General features: G+C 65.0%; 20 protein-coding genes. 9 read left to right on the top strand and 11 right to left on the bottom strand.

Annotation, left to right across the window (positions count from 1 at the left end; translation table 11 throughout):
• Positions 1 to 24 precede the first annotated feature (24 nt).
• The 6 genes from E4K64_RS12540 to E4K64_RS12515 form a co-directional block, all read right to left on the bottom strand.
• Complete coding sequence (locus E4K64_RS12540) at positions 25 to 753, bottom strand: amino acid ABC transporter ATP-binding protein (RefSeq protein WP_135163783.1); 729 nt, start codon at positions 751 to 753, stop codon at positions 25 to 27.
• Complete coding sequence (locus E4K64_RS12535) at positions 740 to 1,390, bottom strand: amino acid ABC transporter permease (RefSeq protein ID WP_135163782.1); 651 nt, start codon at positions 1,388 to 1,390, stop codon at positions 740 to 742. Before E4K64_RS12535 ends, E4K64_RS12540 begins: the two co-directional genes overlap by 14 nt.
• Positions 1,391 to 1,400: 10 nt before the next feature.
• Positions 1,401 to 2,060, bottom strand: coding sequence for an amino acid ABC transporter permease (locus tag E4K64_RS12530; RefSeq protein WP_135163781.1), 660 nt, complete (start codon positions 2,058 to 2,060; stop codon positions 1,401 to 1,403).
• A 10-nt stretch (positions 2,061 to 2,070) separates the two neighbouring features.
• Entirely contained in the window at positions 2,071 to 3,366 is a 1,296-nt protein-coding gene (locus tag E4K64_RS12525; RefSeq protein WP_135163780.1) for a type III PLP-dependent enzyme domain-containing protein, read from the bottom strand.
• 142 nt (positions 3,367 to 3,508) lie between these two features.
• Positions 3,509 to 4,351, bottom strand: a complete 843-nt coding sequence (locus E4K64_RS12520) for a metallophosphoesterase family protein (protein WP_135163779.1) — start codon at positions 4,349 to 4,351, stop codon at positions 3,509 to 3,511.
• 69 nt (positions 4,352 to 4,420) lie between these two features.
• Positions 4,421 to 5,035: an acriflavin resistance protein gene (locus E4K64_RS12515; protein ID WP_135163778.1), complete on the bottom strand. Its 615-nt coding sequence runs from the start codon at positions 5,033 to 5,035 to the stop codon at positions 4,421 to 4,423.
• Positions 5,036 to 5,194: 159 nt separating this feature from the next.
• Here E4K64_RS12515 and E4K64_RS12510 point away from each other — a divergent pair, with 159 nt between their 5' ends.
• Positions 5,195 to 5,617 (top strand): MAPEG family protein, encoded by a 423-nt coding sequence (locus tag E4K64_RS12510; RefSeq protein WP_135163777.1) that lies wholly within the window; start codon positions 5,195 to 5,197, stop codon positions 5,615 to 5,617.
• 36 nt (positions 5,618 to 5,653) lie between these two features.
• On the top strand, positions 5,654 to 6,955 hold the full coding sequence (locus tag E4K64_RS12505) for an RsmB/NOP family class I SAM-dependent RNA methyltransferase (protein WP_135163776.1): 1,302 nt from the start codon (positions 5,654 to 5,656) through the stop codon (positions 6,953 to 6,955).
• A 209-nt stretch (positions 6,956 to 7,164) separates the two neighbouring features.
• Here E4K64_RS12505 and E4K64_RS12500 read toward each other — a convergent pair whose 3' ends face one another.
• The 3 genes from E4K64_RS12500 to E4K64_RS12490 all read right to left on the bottom strand — a co-directional run bounded on the left by E4K64_RS12500 (position 7,165) and on the right by E4K64_RS12490 (position 8,611).
• The gene (locus E4K64_RS12500; protein WP_008141931.1) at positions 7,165 to 7,374 is read right to left on the bottom strand and encodes a cold-shock protein; all 210 of its coding nucleotides are present in this window, start codon (positions 7,372 to 7,374) and stop codon (positions 7,165 to 7,167) included.
• A gap of 265 nt (positions 7,375 to 7,639) precedes the next feature.
• Positions 7,640 to 7,972, bottom strand: coding sequence for a DHCW motif cupin fold protein (locus E4K64_RS12495; RefSeq protein WP_135163775.1), 333 nt, complete (start codon positions 7,970 to 7,972; stop codon positions 7,640 to 7,642).
• Positions 7,973 to 8,239: 267 nt separating this feature from the next.
• Positions 8,240 to 8,611 carry a nuclear transport factor 2 family protein gene (locus E4K64_RS12490; protein ID WP_135163774.1) on the bottom strand — a complete coding sequence of 124 codons (372 nt, stop codon included), beginning with the start codon at positions 8,609 to 8,611 and terminating at the stop codon, positions 8,240 to 8,242.
• A gap of 147 nt (positions 8,612 to 8,758) precedes the next feature.
• Between E4K64_RS12490 and guaA the strand changes: the two genes are divergently transcribed.
• From guaA to E4K64_RS12470, 5 genes are all read left to right on the top strand, one after another.
• Positions 8,759 to 10,357, top strand: coding sequence for a glutamine-hydrolyzing GMP synthase (gene guaA, locus E4K64_RS12485; protein ID WP_135163773.1), 1,599 nt, complete (start codon positions 8,759 to 8,761; stop codon positions 10,355 to 10,357).
• Between the two features lie 46 nt (positions 10,358 to 10,403).
• Positions 10,404 to 11,303 (top strand): HNH endonuclease, encoded by a 900-nt coding sequence (locus E4K64_RS12480; protein ID WP_135163772.1) that lies wholly within the window; start codon positions 10,404 to 10,406, stop codon positions 11,301 to 11,303.
• Positions 11,304 to 11,413: 110 nt separating this feature from the next.
• On the top strand, positions 11,414 to 11,698 hold the full coding sequence (locus E4K64_RS40275; RefSeq protein WP_164718733.1) for a hypothetical protein: 285 nt from the start codon (positions 11,414 to 11,416) through the stop codon (positions 11,696 to 11,698).
• Positions 11,695 to 12,135, top strand: coding sequence for a PIN domain-containing protein (locus tag E4K64_RS12475; RefSeq protein WP_167771968.1), 441 nt, complete (start codon positions 11,695 to 11,697; stop codon positions 12,133 to 12,135). Before E4K64_RS40275 ends, E4K64_RS12475 begins: the two co-directional genes overlap by 4 nt.
• A 101-nt stretch (positions 12,136 to 12,236) precedes the next feature.
• Positions 12,237 to 13,484: a serine hydrolase domain-containing protein gene (locus E4K64_RS12470; protein ID WP_135163770.1), complete on the top strand. Its 1,248-nt coding sequence runs from the start codon at positions 12,237 to 12,239 to the stop codon at positions 13,482 to 13,484.
• A gap of 182 nt (positions 13,485 to 13,666) precedes the next feature.
• Here E4K64_RS12470 and E4K64_RS12465 read toward each other — a convergent pair whose 3' ends face one another.
• Positions 13,667 to 14,026 (bottom strand): ethanolamine utilization protein, encoded by a 360-nt coding sequence (locus E4K64_RS12465; protein WP_135163769.1) that lies wholly within the window; start codon positions 14,024 to 14,026, stop codon positions 13,667 to 13,669.
• A gap of 185 nt (positions 14,027 to 14,211) precedes the next feature.
• On the opposite strand from E4K64_RS12465, the gene E4K64_RS12460 reads away from it, so the two are divergent.
• Positions 14,212 to 14,874: an SRPBCC family protein gene (locus E4K64_RS12460; RefSeq protein WP_135163768.1), complete on the top strand. Its 663-nt coding sequence runs from the start codon at positions 14,212 to 14,214 to the stop codon at positions 14,872 to 14,874.
• Positions 14,874 to 15,236 (top strand): ArsR/SmtB family transcription factor, encoded by a 363-nt coding sequence (locus E4K64_RS12455; protein ID WP_135163767.1) that lies wholly within the window; start codon positions 14,874 to 14,876, stop codon positions 15,234 to 15,236. Before E4K64_RS12460 ends, E4K64_RS12455 begins: the two co-directional genes overlap by 1 nt.
• Positions 15,237 to 15,267: 31 nt before the next feature.
• Here E4K64_RS12455 and E4K64_RS12450 read toward each other — a convergent pair whose 3' ends face one another.
• Positions 15,268 to 16,149 (bottom strand): LysR family transcriptional regulator, encoded by an 882-nt coding sequence (locus tag E4K64_RS12450; RefSeq protein ID WP_167771967.1) that lies wholly within the window; start codon positions 16,147 to 16,149, stop codon positions 15,268 to 15,270.
• Between the last annotated feature and the right edge of the window lie 50 nt (positions 16,150 to 16,199).

Here is a 16,199-nt window from a genome sequence, read left to right as displayed (position 1 = left end):
CTCTCCTTGAAGGGTGGAAGGTTCTCACTTGGCGGATGCGATGAAGCTTGCGAGCTCGGGCGTCTCGGGGCTGGCGAACAGTCTTGCCGGCGGTCCCTGTTCCCAGACGCGGCCCTGGTGCATGAACACGATGCGGTTGGCGACGTTGCGGGCAAAGCCCATCTCGTGCGTGACCAGGATCATGGTCATGCCTTGTTTCGCCATCGCCTCCATCACCTTCAGGACTTCGCCGACGAGCTCGGGATCGAGCGCCGAGGTCACCTCGTCGAACAGCATGAGGTGGGGCGCCATCGCCAGGCACCGGGCGATGGCGACGCGCTGCTGCTGGCCGCCGGACAGCTGCTCCGGCCATGCGTCGATCTTGTCGGCGAGGCCGACGCGGGTGAGCACATCCTCGGCCAGCGCACGTGCTTTCGCCTTCTCGATACGGCCGGTGAGTAGCGGAGCCAGCGTGATGTTGCGCTCGACCTTTAGATGCGGAAACAGGTTGAAGGCCTGGAACACGATGCCGACGCGCTGTCGGAATTTCTTCAGGCCCGGCATCTTGGCGTGGACCTTCTGGCCCTCCACCCGGATCTCGCCGGAATCGACGCTCTCGAGCGCATTGATGCAGCGGAGCAGCGTCGATTTGCCCGAGCCGGAGCGGCCGATGATCGTGACGATCTCACCTTCCTCGACATCGAGCGAGACGCCCTTGAGCACCTCGACCTTGCCGAATGTCTTGTGCACGTTGCGGATTTCAACGAGAGCCATCGAGGCGGGCCTCCAAGGAGCGGGACCAGAGCGTGAGCGGCAGGCACAGCGCGAAATAGATCGCAGCGACCAGCGCGTAGGTGAGCAGTGGCTGGAACGTCGCCGCGCTCACCACTTGTCCGGCGCGTGCGAGTTCGACGAAGCCGAGGATCGAGGCGAGCGAGGTACCCTTGATCAGCTGCACCAGGAAGCCCACGGTCGGCGGCAGCGAAAGCCGCAGCGCCTGCGGCGCGACGATGTGGTGGAATTGCTGCCAGGCGGAGAGGCCGAGGCATGCGCCGGCCTCCCATTGCGCCTGCTTTACGGCCTCCAGCCCGCCGCGCCAGATCTCGCCGAGGAAGGCGGCGGTGTAGAGCGTGTAGGCGACGGTCACGGCGACGAGTGCCGGCACCTGGATGCCGAGGAAAACCGGCATGCCGAAATAGAAGAAGAACAGCAGGCCGAGCAGCGGCACGCTCTGGATCACCTGGATGAGTGCGGCCGTCGTCCAGCGCAGACCGGCAAAGCGGCTGATGCGGCCCATGGCGAGCCCGAGCGCAAGCGGCGCACCGAACAGAAGCGCGAGCACCACGAGCGCAACGGTCCAGCGCAGCGCGATGAACAGCGAGGCGAAATCGATGAGGGAGAAAGATCGCATCGCTTGTCCCTCAGCGCCGCCGCGGCCAGCGGAAGGCAGCCAGACCGATGACGGCGAACAGCGCCTTGAACGACATCGCCATGGCGAAATAGACCGCGCAGATCACCGCATAGACCTCGAAGCTGCGATAAGTACGGCTCTCGATGAAGCCGGCGACGTGAAACAGCTCGTCGGCCGCGACCTGCGAGGCGAGCGAGGTGCCCAGCAGCAGCAGCACGAACTGGCTGGTCACGGCCGGATAAGCGTTGCGCAGCGCCGGCGGCAGGATGATGTGGCGGAACACCTGCCAGCCCGACAGCCCGATGCACTGGCCGGCCTCGATCTGGCTGCGCGGAATGGAATCGAGACCGGCGCGGATGATCTCGACCGAGTAGGCGCCGAAATACAGCGACAGCGCCACGGCGGCGGCCTCGAAGGCCGGCAGCTTCAACCCGAAGTTCGGCAGCACGAAGAACACGATGAAGATCTGGATTAGGGAGGGCGTGTTGCGGAACAGCTCGATGTATCCGCGCACCATCCAGCGCAGCGGCGTGATGCGGCCCTTCAGCGCGACCGCGCCGGCGATGCCGATCACGAGGCCGGCCAGCGCCGAGATCACCGTCAGCTCCAGCGTGACGATGGCACCCTCGATGAGCTGGTTCTGATAGCGCCACAGCGGCAGGAAGTTCATCGCGCTGCTCTCAGCCGAACTGGGTGGGAAGGGCGCGCGTTACGACCCCATCGGCGTCGAGGCCGAGGATGACGCGCCAGCGGTCGAGGCAGGTGCAGGGATGCGAGATGCCCAAGGCGATGATGTCGCCGACTGCAAGCGCGGCTTCGGGTGCGACCGACAGGAACGAGTGCTGGTCGTTGAGACGGGTCACGGCGAGCGCAGCGGCGAGCCCGTGCAGTTCGACGCCATCGCGGAATACGCGCAAGGGCACGGGCAGTCCCTGGTCGAACGAGGCGTCGCGCATGCCGAAGCCGGCGATCGCAAGTCCGTCTTCGGGACGCGACAGCACCTCGGCCCAGAGCGTCAGCGCGGGACGAAAGCTCTGCGCGGCGGAGTGGAGCAGGCCGTCGATGAGGAGGCCTCCGCGCCGGTCCACTTCCGCGAAGGCGCGCGCATAGATGCCGTGATCGGAGAAGAACAGCGCGCCCGAGCGCAGGATCACACTCGCGTTGCCATCGGCCTGCGCCACCGGCGCCAGTGTCCGCGCGACGATATCGAAATAGGCGGAGCCGCCTGCGCTCATGATCAGCGGTCGCTGCGGGGCGGCGGCGCGCACCCGCGCCAACGCCTCGATGGTGCGCTCCAGCAGCGTCGCGATGGCGCGCATCGTCGCCTCGGGGTCGGACGTTGCGGCCGCGCCCTCATAGGTCGCGACGCCGCCGAGCACGAGCCGGTCGGCTGCGAGCACGGCCGCTATCGTCGCCTCGATTGCGGCGCGATCGCGTGCGCCGGCGCGGCCAGCACCGAGCTCGACCAGCACCGACAATTCGCTGCGGCCTGCGATCCGCGCGGCTTCAGCGAGCGCTGCGACCGCGGCCGGCGAATCCGCGAAGGCGTGAAATTCGACGTCGGGATAGGCGCTGAGCAGCGTCCCGAGCCGTCGGCCGGCCGCGAGCCCGCCGATCTCGTTGGCCAGCAGCAGGCGTCGCTCGCCGCTCGCGAGCAGCACGGCGGCCTGCTGGGCATTGGCGACCGTCGTGCCCCAGGCGCCGGCTGCGCGCAGCGAGCCCGCGAGCTCCGGCGACATCGGCGTCTTGGCATGGGGAGCAACGCTGACGCCGGCGCTCGCGCACCATGTCAGGAAGAGGTCGCGGTTGGCCGCGAACGCGGCCTCGTCCAGGGTGAGGGCGGGGAGGGCCAGATCACCGCGCGATGGTGACCAGCGCTGGCGGCCAATGTCCTCGGTGGCTGCGCCATCGACCAGGGGAATGCCCCGCGTCGTCGTCGAAAGGCGTTGGCTATCCCACCGGGACAAGAACTGCATCGTCGCTTCCTCAGCGGCCCTTCGCCGCCGGAATGAAAGATATGTCCGTATGACAACGTTGTCATTAGCCAAATCTGATCATTCTTGGGACAAATCTCGTGCATTGAGGTATTTAGATAAGGATTCGTGCCTGCGAATTGGGCTAGTGCTCGCCGCCCATCTGGGTGAGGAGCTCTTCGATGTCGACGTCGACCTGGCCCGCGGCCCTGACGTGGCGCACCTCGAGACTGTCGGGTCGGAACCGATATTCGACCAGGCCGACTTCCTTGATCGCGACGCGGTCCTGCCGCCGATCGTTGATGATGAAGCCAGCTGACGGCGCCCAGACATGGCGGGTGTGGCGCCGGGTGAAGTCGCGCCGCTGGTGCACGTGGCCGCTGGCGACGAGGCGCAGATCGATCGCCCCGAGCATCTCGATCAGCCGTGCCCGCGCCGGCTGCGGCACGTAGCGGATCGAGGTCTCCGGCGTCTCGGCATCGTCGGGCAGGTTGAGAAACAGCGGCTTGTGCAGGAACAGCGCGATCGGCTTGCCGTTCGTGCGCGCGAGCTGGGCGCTCAGCCAGTCGAATTGCTCCGCCTCGAAGGCGAGCCCTGAATTCATCACTAGCGAATTGAGGCCGATGAAGCGCCAGCCCGCGGCCTCGAATGACCAATGGTCCTCGCCGATGATGTCGCAGAACTGCCGGCAATGCGCCTCGCTGACCGGCGGCTTCGGCGCCGGCCCGATCGCGGTCGGATTGTCGCCGATGTCGTGATTGCCGGGGATGTAGCGGCACGCGACGGGCAGGGCGTCGTGCAGGCCTTTTGCGAAGACCATATCGTCGCGGCCGGTCGGCCCGTCGAAGGCGACGTCGCCGGTGTTGACGACGAGATCGGGCCTCTCGGCGTCGATACGTTCGCAAACCCGATGGAAGTTGGCGATCAGGCCGGGGAAGCGGCGGCCGAGATGAGTGTCGGAAATCTGGGTCAGGCGAAATTCGGACATGCGATCAACTTACCCGTTGTCGCGCGTCTGAACGATGACGGCGCCGGCATGGATCGCAACGAACAAAGTTTAAAGCACGCGGTAGCGGATCGTGTAGCCGTCCTGCGGCGCGACGGGACCTGCGAGCGGCGAGGCGATGCGGTCGGCGAGGTGCCAGGGGCCGAACTCGAGGGAGCGATGCGGTTCGGCGGGCAGGCGGAGACGGAACTCGAACGTGCCCTTGCCCGGCAGGTTCACGACCAGCATGCGATCCGCGGTGCGGTGGTTAAGCGCGACCGCGCCGCGCAGCAGGGCGCGGCCGTCGGCGAGGTCGCGCACGCCGCCGATCAGCGCCAGCGTCTGGTTGCGGTCGGTGTGCAGCTCGATCTGGCTGTCGGTCGCCGCCGTCAGCATCTCGCGGGGCATGCGGATTTCGAACTCGACCGCCGGCTTGGACGGATTGAGGCCGAGATAGGCAAGCGCGGCGTGGCGCATGTCGTAGGCGGCAAAGGCGAACAAAGCGAGCGCGGCCAGCGCCGCAAGGCCATGGCGGGCCACGTCCCGCCAGCTCCGGTAGCTCAAGCGGAAGTACACCGTCATCGCCAGCGCGACTGCGAGCGCCATCGCGATGCCCGACAACGCCGACATCAGGATACCGAGCTGGCCGCCGGCGGATTCGGTCCAGAGGCTGGACAGGGTGGTCATGGCGCCATCTCGCCTTGGGCCCCCGAGAGGGGCCGAAATCGCTTCAACTTTCGGTGGTTGGTCGCAAGATCGGGAAGGCCGGTTCAACTCGCTGATTGTCAGCGTCGGAAGTCGCGGCTAATGACGGTCCGCAGCGTTTCGCCTTCCGGGAAAGTTCCGATGTCCGTTCAAATGGTCTTGCTGCCGGTCTTCGTCCAGATCGGGCTCACCTTCGCCCTGCTGATCGGCATGGTGGTCGCGCGCCGCAAGACGCTGGTCTCGGGCGAGACCAAGATCCGCGACATTGCGCTCGGCGAGCCGAACTGGCCCAAGGGCGCCACCCAGATCGCCAATTGCTACCGCAACCAGTTCGAGCTGCCGGTGCTGTTCTACGTCCTGATCGCGCTGGCATTGCCGTTGCGCCGCGCCGATCTCTTCATCGTGCTGATGTCCTGGGGGTTCGTGGCGACGCGTTTTGCCCATGCCGGGGTGTTCGTCTCCTCGAACGATCTCGGCCGGCGCTCCACGGTCTGGCTCGCCGGCGTGCTGGTGCTGCTCGCGATGTGGATCTACTTCGCGCTGAAGCTCTTGTTGCTGATCTAGGCGCTCGCCTGCCCACGCTGATCTGAAAGATCGAGAATGACCCCCGCTGCCCGGCTGTCCGCAGCCATCGAACTGATCGACACCATCGAGAAAGACCGCGTGCCCGCGGCCAAGGCGCTGAAGGAGTGGGGCACCGCGCACCGCTTCGCCGGTTCCGGCGACCGCGCCGCCATCGCCGGCCTGGTCTGGGACGTGCTGCGCCGCTACGCCTCGAGCGCATATCTGATGGATTCCGATACCGCGCGGGCGCGGCTGATCGGCATGCTCCGGCTCGAGCGCGACATGGACGCGGCGACGATGGGCGCGCTGTTCGACGGCAGCCGCTTTGCTCCTGCGCCGCTGACGGAGGCCGAAGCGGCCGCGCTCGCCTCGCGGTCCCTGGAGGGGGCGCCGGCCGCGATCGCCGGCGACTATCCCGAATGGCTAGATCCGCACCTTGCAAAGGTGTTCGGCGAGGACCGCGCGGCGGAGGCGGCCGCGATGGCCAGCCGGGCCCCGCTCGACCTTCGCGTCAACACGCTAAAATCCAATCGCGACAAGGTGCTGCGCAATCTTTCTCATCTTCATGCGAAACCGACGCCGTGGTCCGCAACCGGCTTGCGCATCGAGCTTTCGGCCGATGCGCGCAACCCCGGGATCCAGGCGGAAGAGGATTTCATCAAGGGCGCCGTTGAAGTGCAGGATGAGGGATCGCAGCTTGCGGCCCAACTCACCGCGGCAAAACCCGGCGAGCAGGTGATCGACCTCTGCGCCGGCGCCGGCGGCAAGACGCTGGCGCTCGCCGCGCTGATGCAGGGCAAGGGCCGGTTGATCGCGACCGACCGCGACAAGCGCCAGCTCGCGCCGATCCACGAGCGGCTGTCGCGCGCCGGCGTTCACAACGCCGATGTGCGCACTCCCAAGGGCGAGGCCGATTCCCTCGCCGACATCCGCGCCTCGGCTGATCTCGTCGTGATCGATGCGCCCTGCACGGGAACCGGAACCTGGCGCCGCAACCCCGATGCCAAATGGCGCATGCGCCCCGGCGCGCTGGAGATTCGCCTGCGCGACCAGACCGAGGTGCTGGCGCGTGCGGTTCCGCTGGTGAAGCCGGGCGGCCGCATCGCCTACATCACCTGCTCGGTGCTTGCGGAAGAGAACGGCGAGCAGGTGAGGGCGTTCACCGCCCGCCATGGCGAGTTCGCGATCGTGCCGCCCGAGCAGACCGCAAGCGTGCTCTGGGACAAGGCGGACGATTTTGCGCAAGCCGCCCGACGCTCGGACGAAGGCTGGCTGATGACGCCGCGGCGAACCGGCACAGACGGATTTTTCGTCTCGGTGCTGAGGAAGATGGCCTGATCAACGCCGTCATTCCGGGGCTCGCGAAGCGAGAACCCGGAATCCATCGAACCGCATGGACGGCCGCGCGATGGATTCCGGGCTCGCCCTGCGGGCGCCCCGGAATGACGGGGCCAAAAACAAAAGCCCCGCGAACCGGATCCCGGTCGCGGGGCCTTTTAACTCTGGCGTTCTGCCGGTACGTCCGTGGTCAGAACGCTGCGCGGGCGTTAGCCGACGCGGAGATTGTCAGCCGACGACTTGCCGCTGCGGCGGTCGGCGACGATGTCGAACGAGACCTTCTGACCCTCGTTGAGGGAGGAGAGGCCAGCGCGCTCGACGGCGCTGATGTGCACGAACACGTCCTTCTGGCCGTCGTCCGGCTGGATGAAACCATAACCCTTTTGGGTGTTGAACCACTTCACGGTGCCCATAGCCATGGGAATTTCCTTTAGTTAGTTAGAGAGAGTACGCACGTGGACCGGAACGCAGCATTGCGCCCATAGCCCTGTTCAGTCGATGTTTGGAGAAGTCATCTGAAGCGTGCGCGCCCGTTAGCAACGAGGCGAAGCGGCCCAGTCGTTCGGCCAAGTATCGATGATCACAATATAGCGAGAATTTGGGGCCAGTTCAAGGCACCACCCGCGGCCCGGAACGTCGCACGACTTTGCTATTTTGCGGTGCAAATTAACCGCCGGACGCAACTCAGTCCACGATGAAGAGCGTCGCTCCGGTGGCGGTCGAGGACCGGTGCGCGGCGTCGCCGAAATCCGAGACCTGGTAGCTCATCCCCGCCGTCAGCTTGAACCGGCGCCCGTCGCGCAGCTCGGAGTCGAGCTCGCCCTTCAGCACGTAGATCACGTGGCCGCGGTCGCACCAATGGTCGGCCAGATAGCCCGGCGAATATTCCACCATCCGCACCCGGAGGTCGCCGATATTGAGCGTGCGCCACTTGGCCTCTCCCGTCTCACCAGGATGCGTCGTCGGCTCGACCTTGCTCCAGTCGGTGACGGTGAAGGGGGAGGTGGGGAGTTTCATGGGAGAGTCCTGTCTTGAGAGCCGGCAGTGCTGTTGTTAGCGCACGCTGTTGCTCTCGTCTCCGTCATTGCGAGCCGCGTTGCCCAATGTCCGACCGTCATCCTGAGGTGCTCGTCCTGCAAGGCGGGACGAGCCTCGAAGGACGACAGCCCGGCTGCATCTCGGCCGTGCATCCTTCGAGGCTCCCGGCGCGATGCTTTGGCATCGCGCCACTCGCGCCTCAGGATGACGGGAAAAGAGCGACGTCACAGAGCAAAAAAGCGGCCGTCACCCCACCAAATGGTTCGCCGAGCCCTGCACGATCAGCCCGGCATCGTTGACCCGCAGATATTCGCAGATCTTCTTGCCCCGCTCGTTCGCGTACAACACCACGACGCTATCCGGGCTGACGAACAGATCGATCAGCGAAAAATGCAGCTGCGGCACCAGCCCGAGCGCCTTGCCCCAATAGGTGCGTAAGGCATCTTTGCCACGCACGGTGCCGCTGGGGTCGAACCCGAGCATCGGGATGCGGTCCGAGGTCATGATGGCAGCCTCGTCGTAGAGCGCGAGAACGCGCTCGAGATCGCGCGCGTTCCAGGCCTCGACCCAGGTTCGGCCGAGCGCCGCCAGCGTTGAAGGTGGATGATGTTGTGACATGGCGTTTTCCCTGATCAGCCCCTGTTCGAGCGTGGGCATGATAGGTCAATATTACTTACCTATATCCGTTTGTCCATGCCCAAAGAAGCATGTGGGCGCGCAGCCGCTGCGGTTGCGGCGCGCCCGCTGCCAGCGTATCTGCTGGCCATGACAGCAGCACAGAACGACCGCTCCGCGTCGACGCCCTCCGTGGCCTCGGCGCATGACAAGATTCTCATCGTCGACTTCGGCAGCCAGGTGACGCAGCTGATCGCGCGCCGCGTGCGCGAGGACGGCGTCTATTGCGAGATCGTGCCGTTCAACAAGGCCGAAGAGGCCTTCAAGGAGATGAAGCCGAAGGCGGTGATCCTCTCCGGCGGCCCCGAGTCGGTGCACGAGGCCGGCTCGCCCCGCGCGCCGCAACTGATCTTCGCCTCCGGCGTGCCCGTGATGGGCATCTGCTACGGCCAGATGACCATGGCCGCCCAGCTTGGCGGCGAGGTCGAGGGCGGCCATCACCGCGAGTTCGGCCGCGCCGATGTCGAGGTCAAGGCCGAGAGCCAGCTGTTTGCGGACGTCTGGTCGTCAGGCAGCAAGAACCAGGTCTGGATGAGCCATGGCGACCGCATCACGAAAATGCCGCCGGGCTTCTCCGTCGCCGGCACCTCGCCGAACGCGCCGTTCGCGATCATCCAGGACGAGAAGCGCAAATATTACGGCCTGATGTTCCACCCCGAAGTGGTGCACACGCCCGACGGCGCGAAGCTGATCCGCAACTTCGTCCGCAAGATCGCCGGCCTCACCGGCGACTGGACCATGCGCGCCTTCCGCGAGGAGGAGATTGCGAAGATCCGCCAGCAGGTCGGCAAGGGCAGGGTGATCTGCGGCCTTTCCGGCGGCGTCGATTCCGCCGTCGCCGCCGTCTTGATCCACGAGGCGATCGGCGACCAGCTCACCTGCGTCTTCGTCGACCACGGCCTCCTGCGTCTCGACGAAGCCAAGACCGTGGTCGACCTGTTCCGCCACCACTACAACATCCCGCTCGTGCACGTGGATGCCTCAAAACAGTTTTTGGGCGAGCTCGAAGGCGTCACCGATCCCGAAACCAAGCGCAAGACCATCGGCCGCCTCTTCATCGAGGTGTTCGAGGCCGAGGCCAAGAAGATCGGCGGCGCCGACTTCCTCGCGCAAGGCACGCTCTACCCCGACGTGATCGAGAGCGTCTCCTTCACCGGCGGACCCTCCGTCACCATCAAGTCGCACCACAATGTCGGCGGACTCCCTGCGCGCATGAACATGAAGCTCGTCGAGCCCCTGCGCGAATTGTTCAAGGACGAGGTGCGCAAGCTCGGCCGCGAGCTCGGCCTTCCCGAAATCTTCGTCGGCCGCCACCCGTTCCCGGGCCCTGGCCTTGCCATCCGCTGCCCCGGCGAGATCACGAAGGACAAGCTCGACATCCTGCGGAAAGCGGACGCCGTCTACATCGACCAGATCCGCAAGCACGGCCTCTACGACGAGATCTGGCAGGCCTTCGCCGTGCTGCTGCCGGTGAAGACGGTCGGCGTCATGGGCGACGGCCGCACCTATGACTATGTGGTCGGCCTGCGTGCCGTCACCTCGACCGACGGCATGACCGCGGACTTCTATCAGTTCGACATGAAATTCCTGGGCGAGACCGCGACGCGCATCATCAACGAGGTGAAGGGCGTGAACCGGGTGGTATATGATGTGACCAGCAAGCCGCCTGGGACGATTGAGTGGGAGTGAGGATAATCGATCTCTAACGCTTCGTAGAGGCGGCAGCGTTTAAGTCATGGGATTTGGGGTATTCATCCATCGATCGGACTCGATCTACGATGACAGCCCAGCTGAACGATATCAGTTTCCCAGTCAGTATCTTCGCCGCGTCGAAGCTTGCGTCAATGATTGGATAATCTACTACGAACCGCGCAAAGTTGCTGAGACGCGGGGCTACTTTGCGATTGCCCGGGTGCAGCAGGTTATTCCCGACCCAGCTATTCCGGGAATGTATTTGGCCCTGATGGAACCCGGCAGTTATCTCGATTTCGTCAACCCCGTTCCTTTCAGCGGGACGGCCGGTCCCTTTGAACGCGGCGTCCTAAATGAGCAGGGACGGATCTCGGGGCGTGCTCAGTCGGCAGTCCGTCCGATCTCTCCCGACGACTTCAACAGAATATGCGAGCTCGGTTTGGTGGAGGGTGTGCCGCTACTGCCGCGGCGCGATGACGACGTCCGCCCGCTCGATCTTAACGAGGAGCAGCTACCGTTCCGTCTTGAGCAGCAGCGCGACCGGGTTAGTCTAACAATATCGAGAGTCTTGCGCGATCGAGTTTTTCGCCGCATCGTGCTTCGCGCCTATGACGAGCGTTGCGCCATCACCGGGCTGAAGCTCGTCAATGGGATGGGGCGTGCCGAGGTCGCCGCCGCTCACATACGACCAGTCGAGGCACACGGGCCCGACATCATTAGCAATGGCATCGCTCTTTCTGGCACGGCGCATTGGATGTTCGACCGCGGTCTGATTAGTCTAGCTGATAATCTAGAGATATTGGTCTCGCGCCAGACAAACGACCCGGACGGCGTTCGGTCGATTATCAACAAGACGGGCGTCGCACTAGCGCCGGGGCGGATGTCGGATCGACCGCATCCGCATTTTCTCAAATGGCACCGCGAGCATTGCTTCAAGCACTAGTGTAGTTCCGTAGGTACACGCAGCGAAACCCATCGCGCTGGCTTGATGCCGGCGCTGTTCGGAACCACACCATTCTTGCTATTTGTTACATATAGGCGTATGTAACCTCCATGACCCACATCAGCATCCGTGATCTGCAGAAGATTTCCGGCGAGGCGATCGGGGCGCTGCCGGGGCCGACGCCGGTGAAGTCGGGCGAGCGGACGGTGGGACTGCTGATCCCGCTGAAATCGGCCGATCCCGATCGCTTGGCCGCCGTGTTGAGGCGAGCCGAGAAGCTGGCGAAGGGGCGCGACGCAGCTGCGGACGACGCGGCGCTGGCCGGATTCGGCGACGTCGATCCGGTCGATTGGTCGGTCGCCGCCGTGAAAGCCCTGACCGGCAAGCCGAAGTGAAACTGCCGTCGACGACGATCGTCATCGACGCGGCCATCCTGATTGCAGCGGTTCGGGGCCGAAGCTCCGGCGCGATGCTGAAAGCCGCCGAGGGTACGGTCCTGGTCACGACGGACCGTGTGGTTCAGGAAGCACGCCGACGGATCGAACTCGGATTGAAGCGGCCGGAGCTGCTTGATGTGCTCGACGATCTGGCGGAATTGCTTACGGTTGTCCCCGTCGCCGCCCTGGAGCCTGTTCTCTTTCGCTGCGAGGAAACCCTTCGCGATGCGGTGCCGAGCCGCAATGGTTCAGTGCGCGACGCGCACGTGCTGGCGCTGGCCTGGAGTGTCGAGGCCGATGTCTGGACGACGGACCGCGATTTTGCGGGAACTGGCGTTGCGACGTGGTCGACGCCGAACCTCATGCGAGCACTTGCCGAAGCCGGCGCGCGCTAGGGGCATGCAGATCATCGCGCAGCCGCCCGGCGCAAACGCTGGATCTCCGCAGCGCAGTGCCGTGCTACGACCCCCGCATTGTCCGTCCGGAGCCAGCCTTCATGTCCGCCGCGCCCAGCCAGCCTTCCGCCGCCTCCACCGATCCCAACACTCTCGGCTGGATGCGCGGCTTCCCACCTTCCCCCGATCGCACCATCACCTTCCAGGACGGCTCGTTCCGCAATTTCCCCGAACTGCGCTGGGCTTGGTCCAACATCCGCCAGCTGGTGCCCACCGTGAATGTCTGGCGCGGGGCAGGGCCTGCATCCGTGTTGCCACGCGAAGATCACGATATCGGCGCGGTCGCCTCGACCACGATGGACGGGCGGCCCATGACCTTCGCAAAGATGCTGGAGGAGACCTACGCCGACGGCATCGCGGTGCTGCACCGGGGCAGGCTGATCTATGAGCGCTATTTCGGCGCCTTGAGGCCGCACAAGCCGCATATCGGCATGTCCGTGACGAAGTCGTTCACCGGCGTGCTCGCCAGCATGCTGGTCGCCGAGGGCAGGATCGATCCGCAGGCGCCCGTCACGGACTATGTGCCCGAGCTGAAGGCCAGCGCCTTCGGCGATGCGCGCGTGCACGAGGTCATGGATATGACCACGGGGCTCGCCTACACCGAGATCTACACCGACAAGGATTCGGACGTGTGGGGCCTCCGGCGCGCCAACGGCATGGCGCCGATTCCGCCGGATTATGACGGGCCGACCAACATTTTCGAATTCCTGATCGCGCAGCAGAAGCAGGGCGAGCACGGCAAGGTGTTCGCCTACAAGACCGTCAACACCGACGTGCTGGCGTGGATCTGCCGACGCGTCAGCGGCCTGACGCTGTCCGACCTCTTGTCGGAGCGGATCTGGCAGCCGATGGGCGCGGAAGAGGACGCGCATTATCACGTCGACCGCATCGGCACCGAGAGCGGCGGCGGCGGTCTCTCCACGACGTTGCGCGATCTCGCCCGCTTCGGCGAGACCATGCGCAATCACGGCCGCTTCAACGGCCGCCAGATCGTGCCGTCGCAAGTGGTCGAGGACATCGCGCGCGGCGGCGACCCCGAAAAATTCAAGCCGGCCGGCTACACCACGCTGCCGGGCGCGTCCTACCGCAATCAATGGTGGGTCACGCACAACGAGCACGGCGCCTACATGGCGCGCGGCGTCTACGGCCAGGGCATCTATATCGACCCTAAAGCTGAGATGGTGATCGCGCGCTACGCCTCGCATCCGGTCGCCGGCAACGCTGCCAACGATCCCGTGACGCTGCCGGCCTACATGGCGCTGGCGAAGGCGCTGATGGCGGGCGGGTAGGGGCGCGTCGCACGCTCACGCCTCACACTCGCTGTCATCGCCCGACTTGATCGGGCGATCCAGTATTCCAGAAGCGATCGATTGATCGTGAGGCCGCGGCGTACTGGGTCGCCCGGTCAAGCCGGGCGACGACAGCTTGCCAAAGCCGCAACATCGGTCGAGCAGGTCGTGCCCGTTACCGGCTAAGCCGCATCGTCGCCCGCCTCCTGCCAATGCGGATAGGTGACGTAAGCGGTGACGGCGCCTTGCTCGTGCGAGCGGATGGTGACCGTCTCGCCCTTCGGCATGTAGACGATCTCGTGGGGACCTGCGGTGACGGTGCTGCCTCGGCTCATGACCGACAGCTTGCCCTCGAGGACGATCATGACGTCGTCGACCTCGATCGTCTCTTCGAGAGTCTGGTTCGGTGCATAGCGGCCGAAGCCGATGGTGACCGGGCCTCCGTGGCGCTGGTCGATCACATTGCCGGCGAAGATCTCGCCGTCCTGTCCCGGCGAGCGTTCGAGCGATGCGTCGGAGATGGCGAATTTGCGAACTTTCATGAATTCCTACCGTGTTATCCAGCCCCGGCGGGTGAGTGGGGAACCGATAGACGTTTGAGCAGGTGTTTGGTTCGCATCGCCTCGCGAGGCGGTTTGACGCAGCGCGGCGGCTTAATATAAGTATTGACTTATATTAGTGTAGCTCGATATTCCATCCTTGGATGAAACGATAGGAAGGCTATGCCATGCAGATCGATGTCGCGAGGATCTTGGGGCTTGTGACGCGTTCGGTGACGAACTTCGAGAAGGACGGAAAACCTGCGAGTGCCGTGACGCTGACGCGGCTCTACGACACCAGCGTCGACGATCTCTGGGACGCCGTGACCAGCAAAGAGCGGATTCCGCGCTGGTTTGCGGCGGTCGAGGGCGACCTCCAACTCGGCGGGCGGTACCAGGTCAAGGGCAATGCGGGCGGCACCATCACGGCGTGTACGCCGCCGACCCATTTCGCCGCAACCTGGGAATTCGGCGGCGCGATCAGCTGGATCGACGTCAAGCTGGCGGCGGAACGGCAGCAGGCGCGTTTGACGCTTGAGCACACCGCGATCATCGAGGATCATTGGAATCAGTTCGGCCCGGGTGCGGTCGGGATCGGCTGGGATCTCGCGCTTGCGGGGCTCGAGCGATATGTTGCGACCGGGGCATCGGTCGACCATGAGACGGCCGAGGCGTGGATGCGCTCGCCGGAGGGCAAGGACTTCATGACGACCAGCGGCGAGCATTGGCGTGCGGCGCATGTCGCGAGCGGGGTCGACCCGGACGAGGCGAAGCAGCGCTCGGACCGCACCATCGCGTTCTATCGCGGCGAGATGCCGCCCGACATCGCCCATCCCGGCACTGGAAGCTGATGCACGTCTTCGAGGTCCTCGCCGATCCCGTGCGCCGTCGCATCCTCGAGCTGCTCGCGCCCGGGGAGATGGCGTCCGGCGAGGTCGTCGAAGCGATCGGGGCCGAATTCGGCATCACCCAGGCAGCCGTCTCGCAGCACCTCAAGGTGCTGCGCGAGAGCGGCTTTGCGACCGTTCGCGCGGAGGCGCAGAGGCGCCTCTATTCGGTCGACATTGCCGGGCTTCGCGCGGTCGATGCTTGGATCGGTCAGTTCCGGAACTTCTGGGAGCCGAAGCTCGACGCACTGGCAACCGAAATCGCGCGCGGCAAACGCGAGCGCCGCAACGCGCCGCTCACCAAGAGGAGCGGGAAAAGAGCTTGAGGCGATCGCGAATGGGGAGTGATGAGCGAGGTTACGCGGGCTGCGGAGCCGGCTCGCAATACTCGATCAGCAACTCGGTGAGGACCCGTATCTTCCGTGCGGGATGCTGGCCCGGCGGGCGGATCACATACGCACCCGCCGGAGCCGGGGGATATCGTGTCATGACCGGCACAAGCGCGCCCGAGGTTACGTATTCATGGGTGAGCCTGTCGGGAAGATAGGCGATCCCAAGTCCTGCCAGCGCAGCGAAAACCAGAGCTGTGCCGTTGTCGGCCTTGAAGCGACCCTGCGGACGCACCGTGAGGATCTTGTCGCCATCCATGAGTTGCCACACTTCGGTGCCCTGCATGAGGGCTTCATGGGCGAGGAGTGCCTCTGGCGATTCAGGCGACCCATGCGCCTTGATGTAGTCCGGGCTCGCGACAAGCTTCCCATAGACAGGTCCGACGCGTCTTGCGATCAGATTGGAGTCCTGAAGATGGCCAACTCGTATCGCGCAATCATATCCTTCTGCGATGAGATCGACGAAGCGATCGCTGTAGCAGGTTTGGATCTGAAGATGGGGATGGCGCCGGGCCATCTCCGCAAGGATGGGAGCGAAGTGGATCGGGCCGAAAGAAAGCGGCACTGCAACTCGCAAGCGGCCGCGCAAGTCTCCGGCGGGTAGCACTGCCTCCCTCGCTGCGTCGATCTCGGCGCTGACTCTGGCGGCATGGTCTCGGAAAGTGACGCCGGCTTCCGTGAGCGCAGCCCCGCGGGTCGTTCTTGCAAGCAGTTGGACGCCAAGCTCCGCTTCGAGCCGCAGGAGCCGACGACTGACGATCGATTTGGCGACGCCCAGCCGGATCGCGGCGGACGAAATTCCCCCAGCGTCGGCGATTTCGACGAACGTCCGTATTTCTTCGATATCCAATTCAGCGTTCCTCATTCCGCGACACGGTGTCCCTCACCACGACACTACCG

The organism is Bradyrhizobium frederickii (assembly GCF_004570865.1).
Taxonomy (GTDB): Bacteria; Pseudomonadota; Alphaproteobacteria; order Rhizobiales; family Xanthobacteraceae; genus Bradyrhizobium; species Bradyrhizobium frederickii.
The sequence above is the reverse complement of the archived record's forward strand: the minus strand, read 5'-3'. Positions and strand labels throughout refer to the sequence as shown.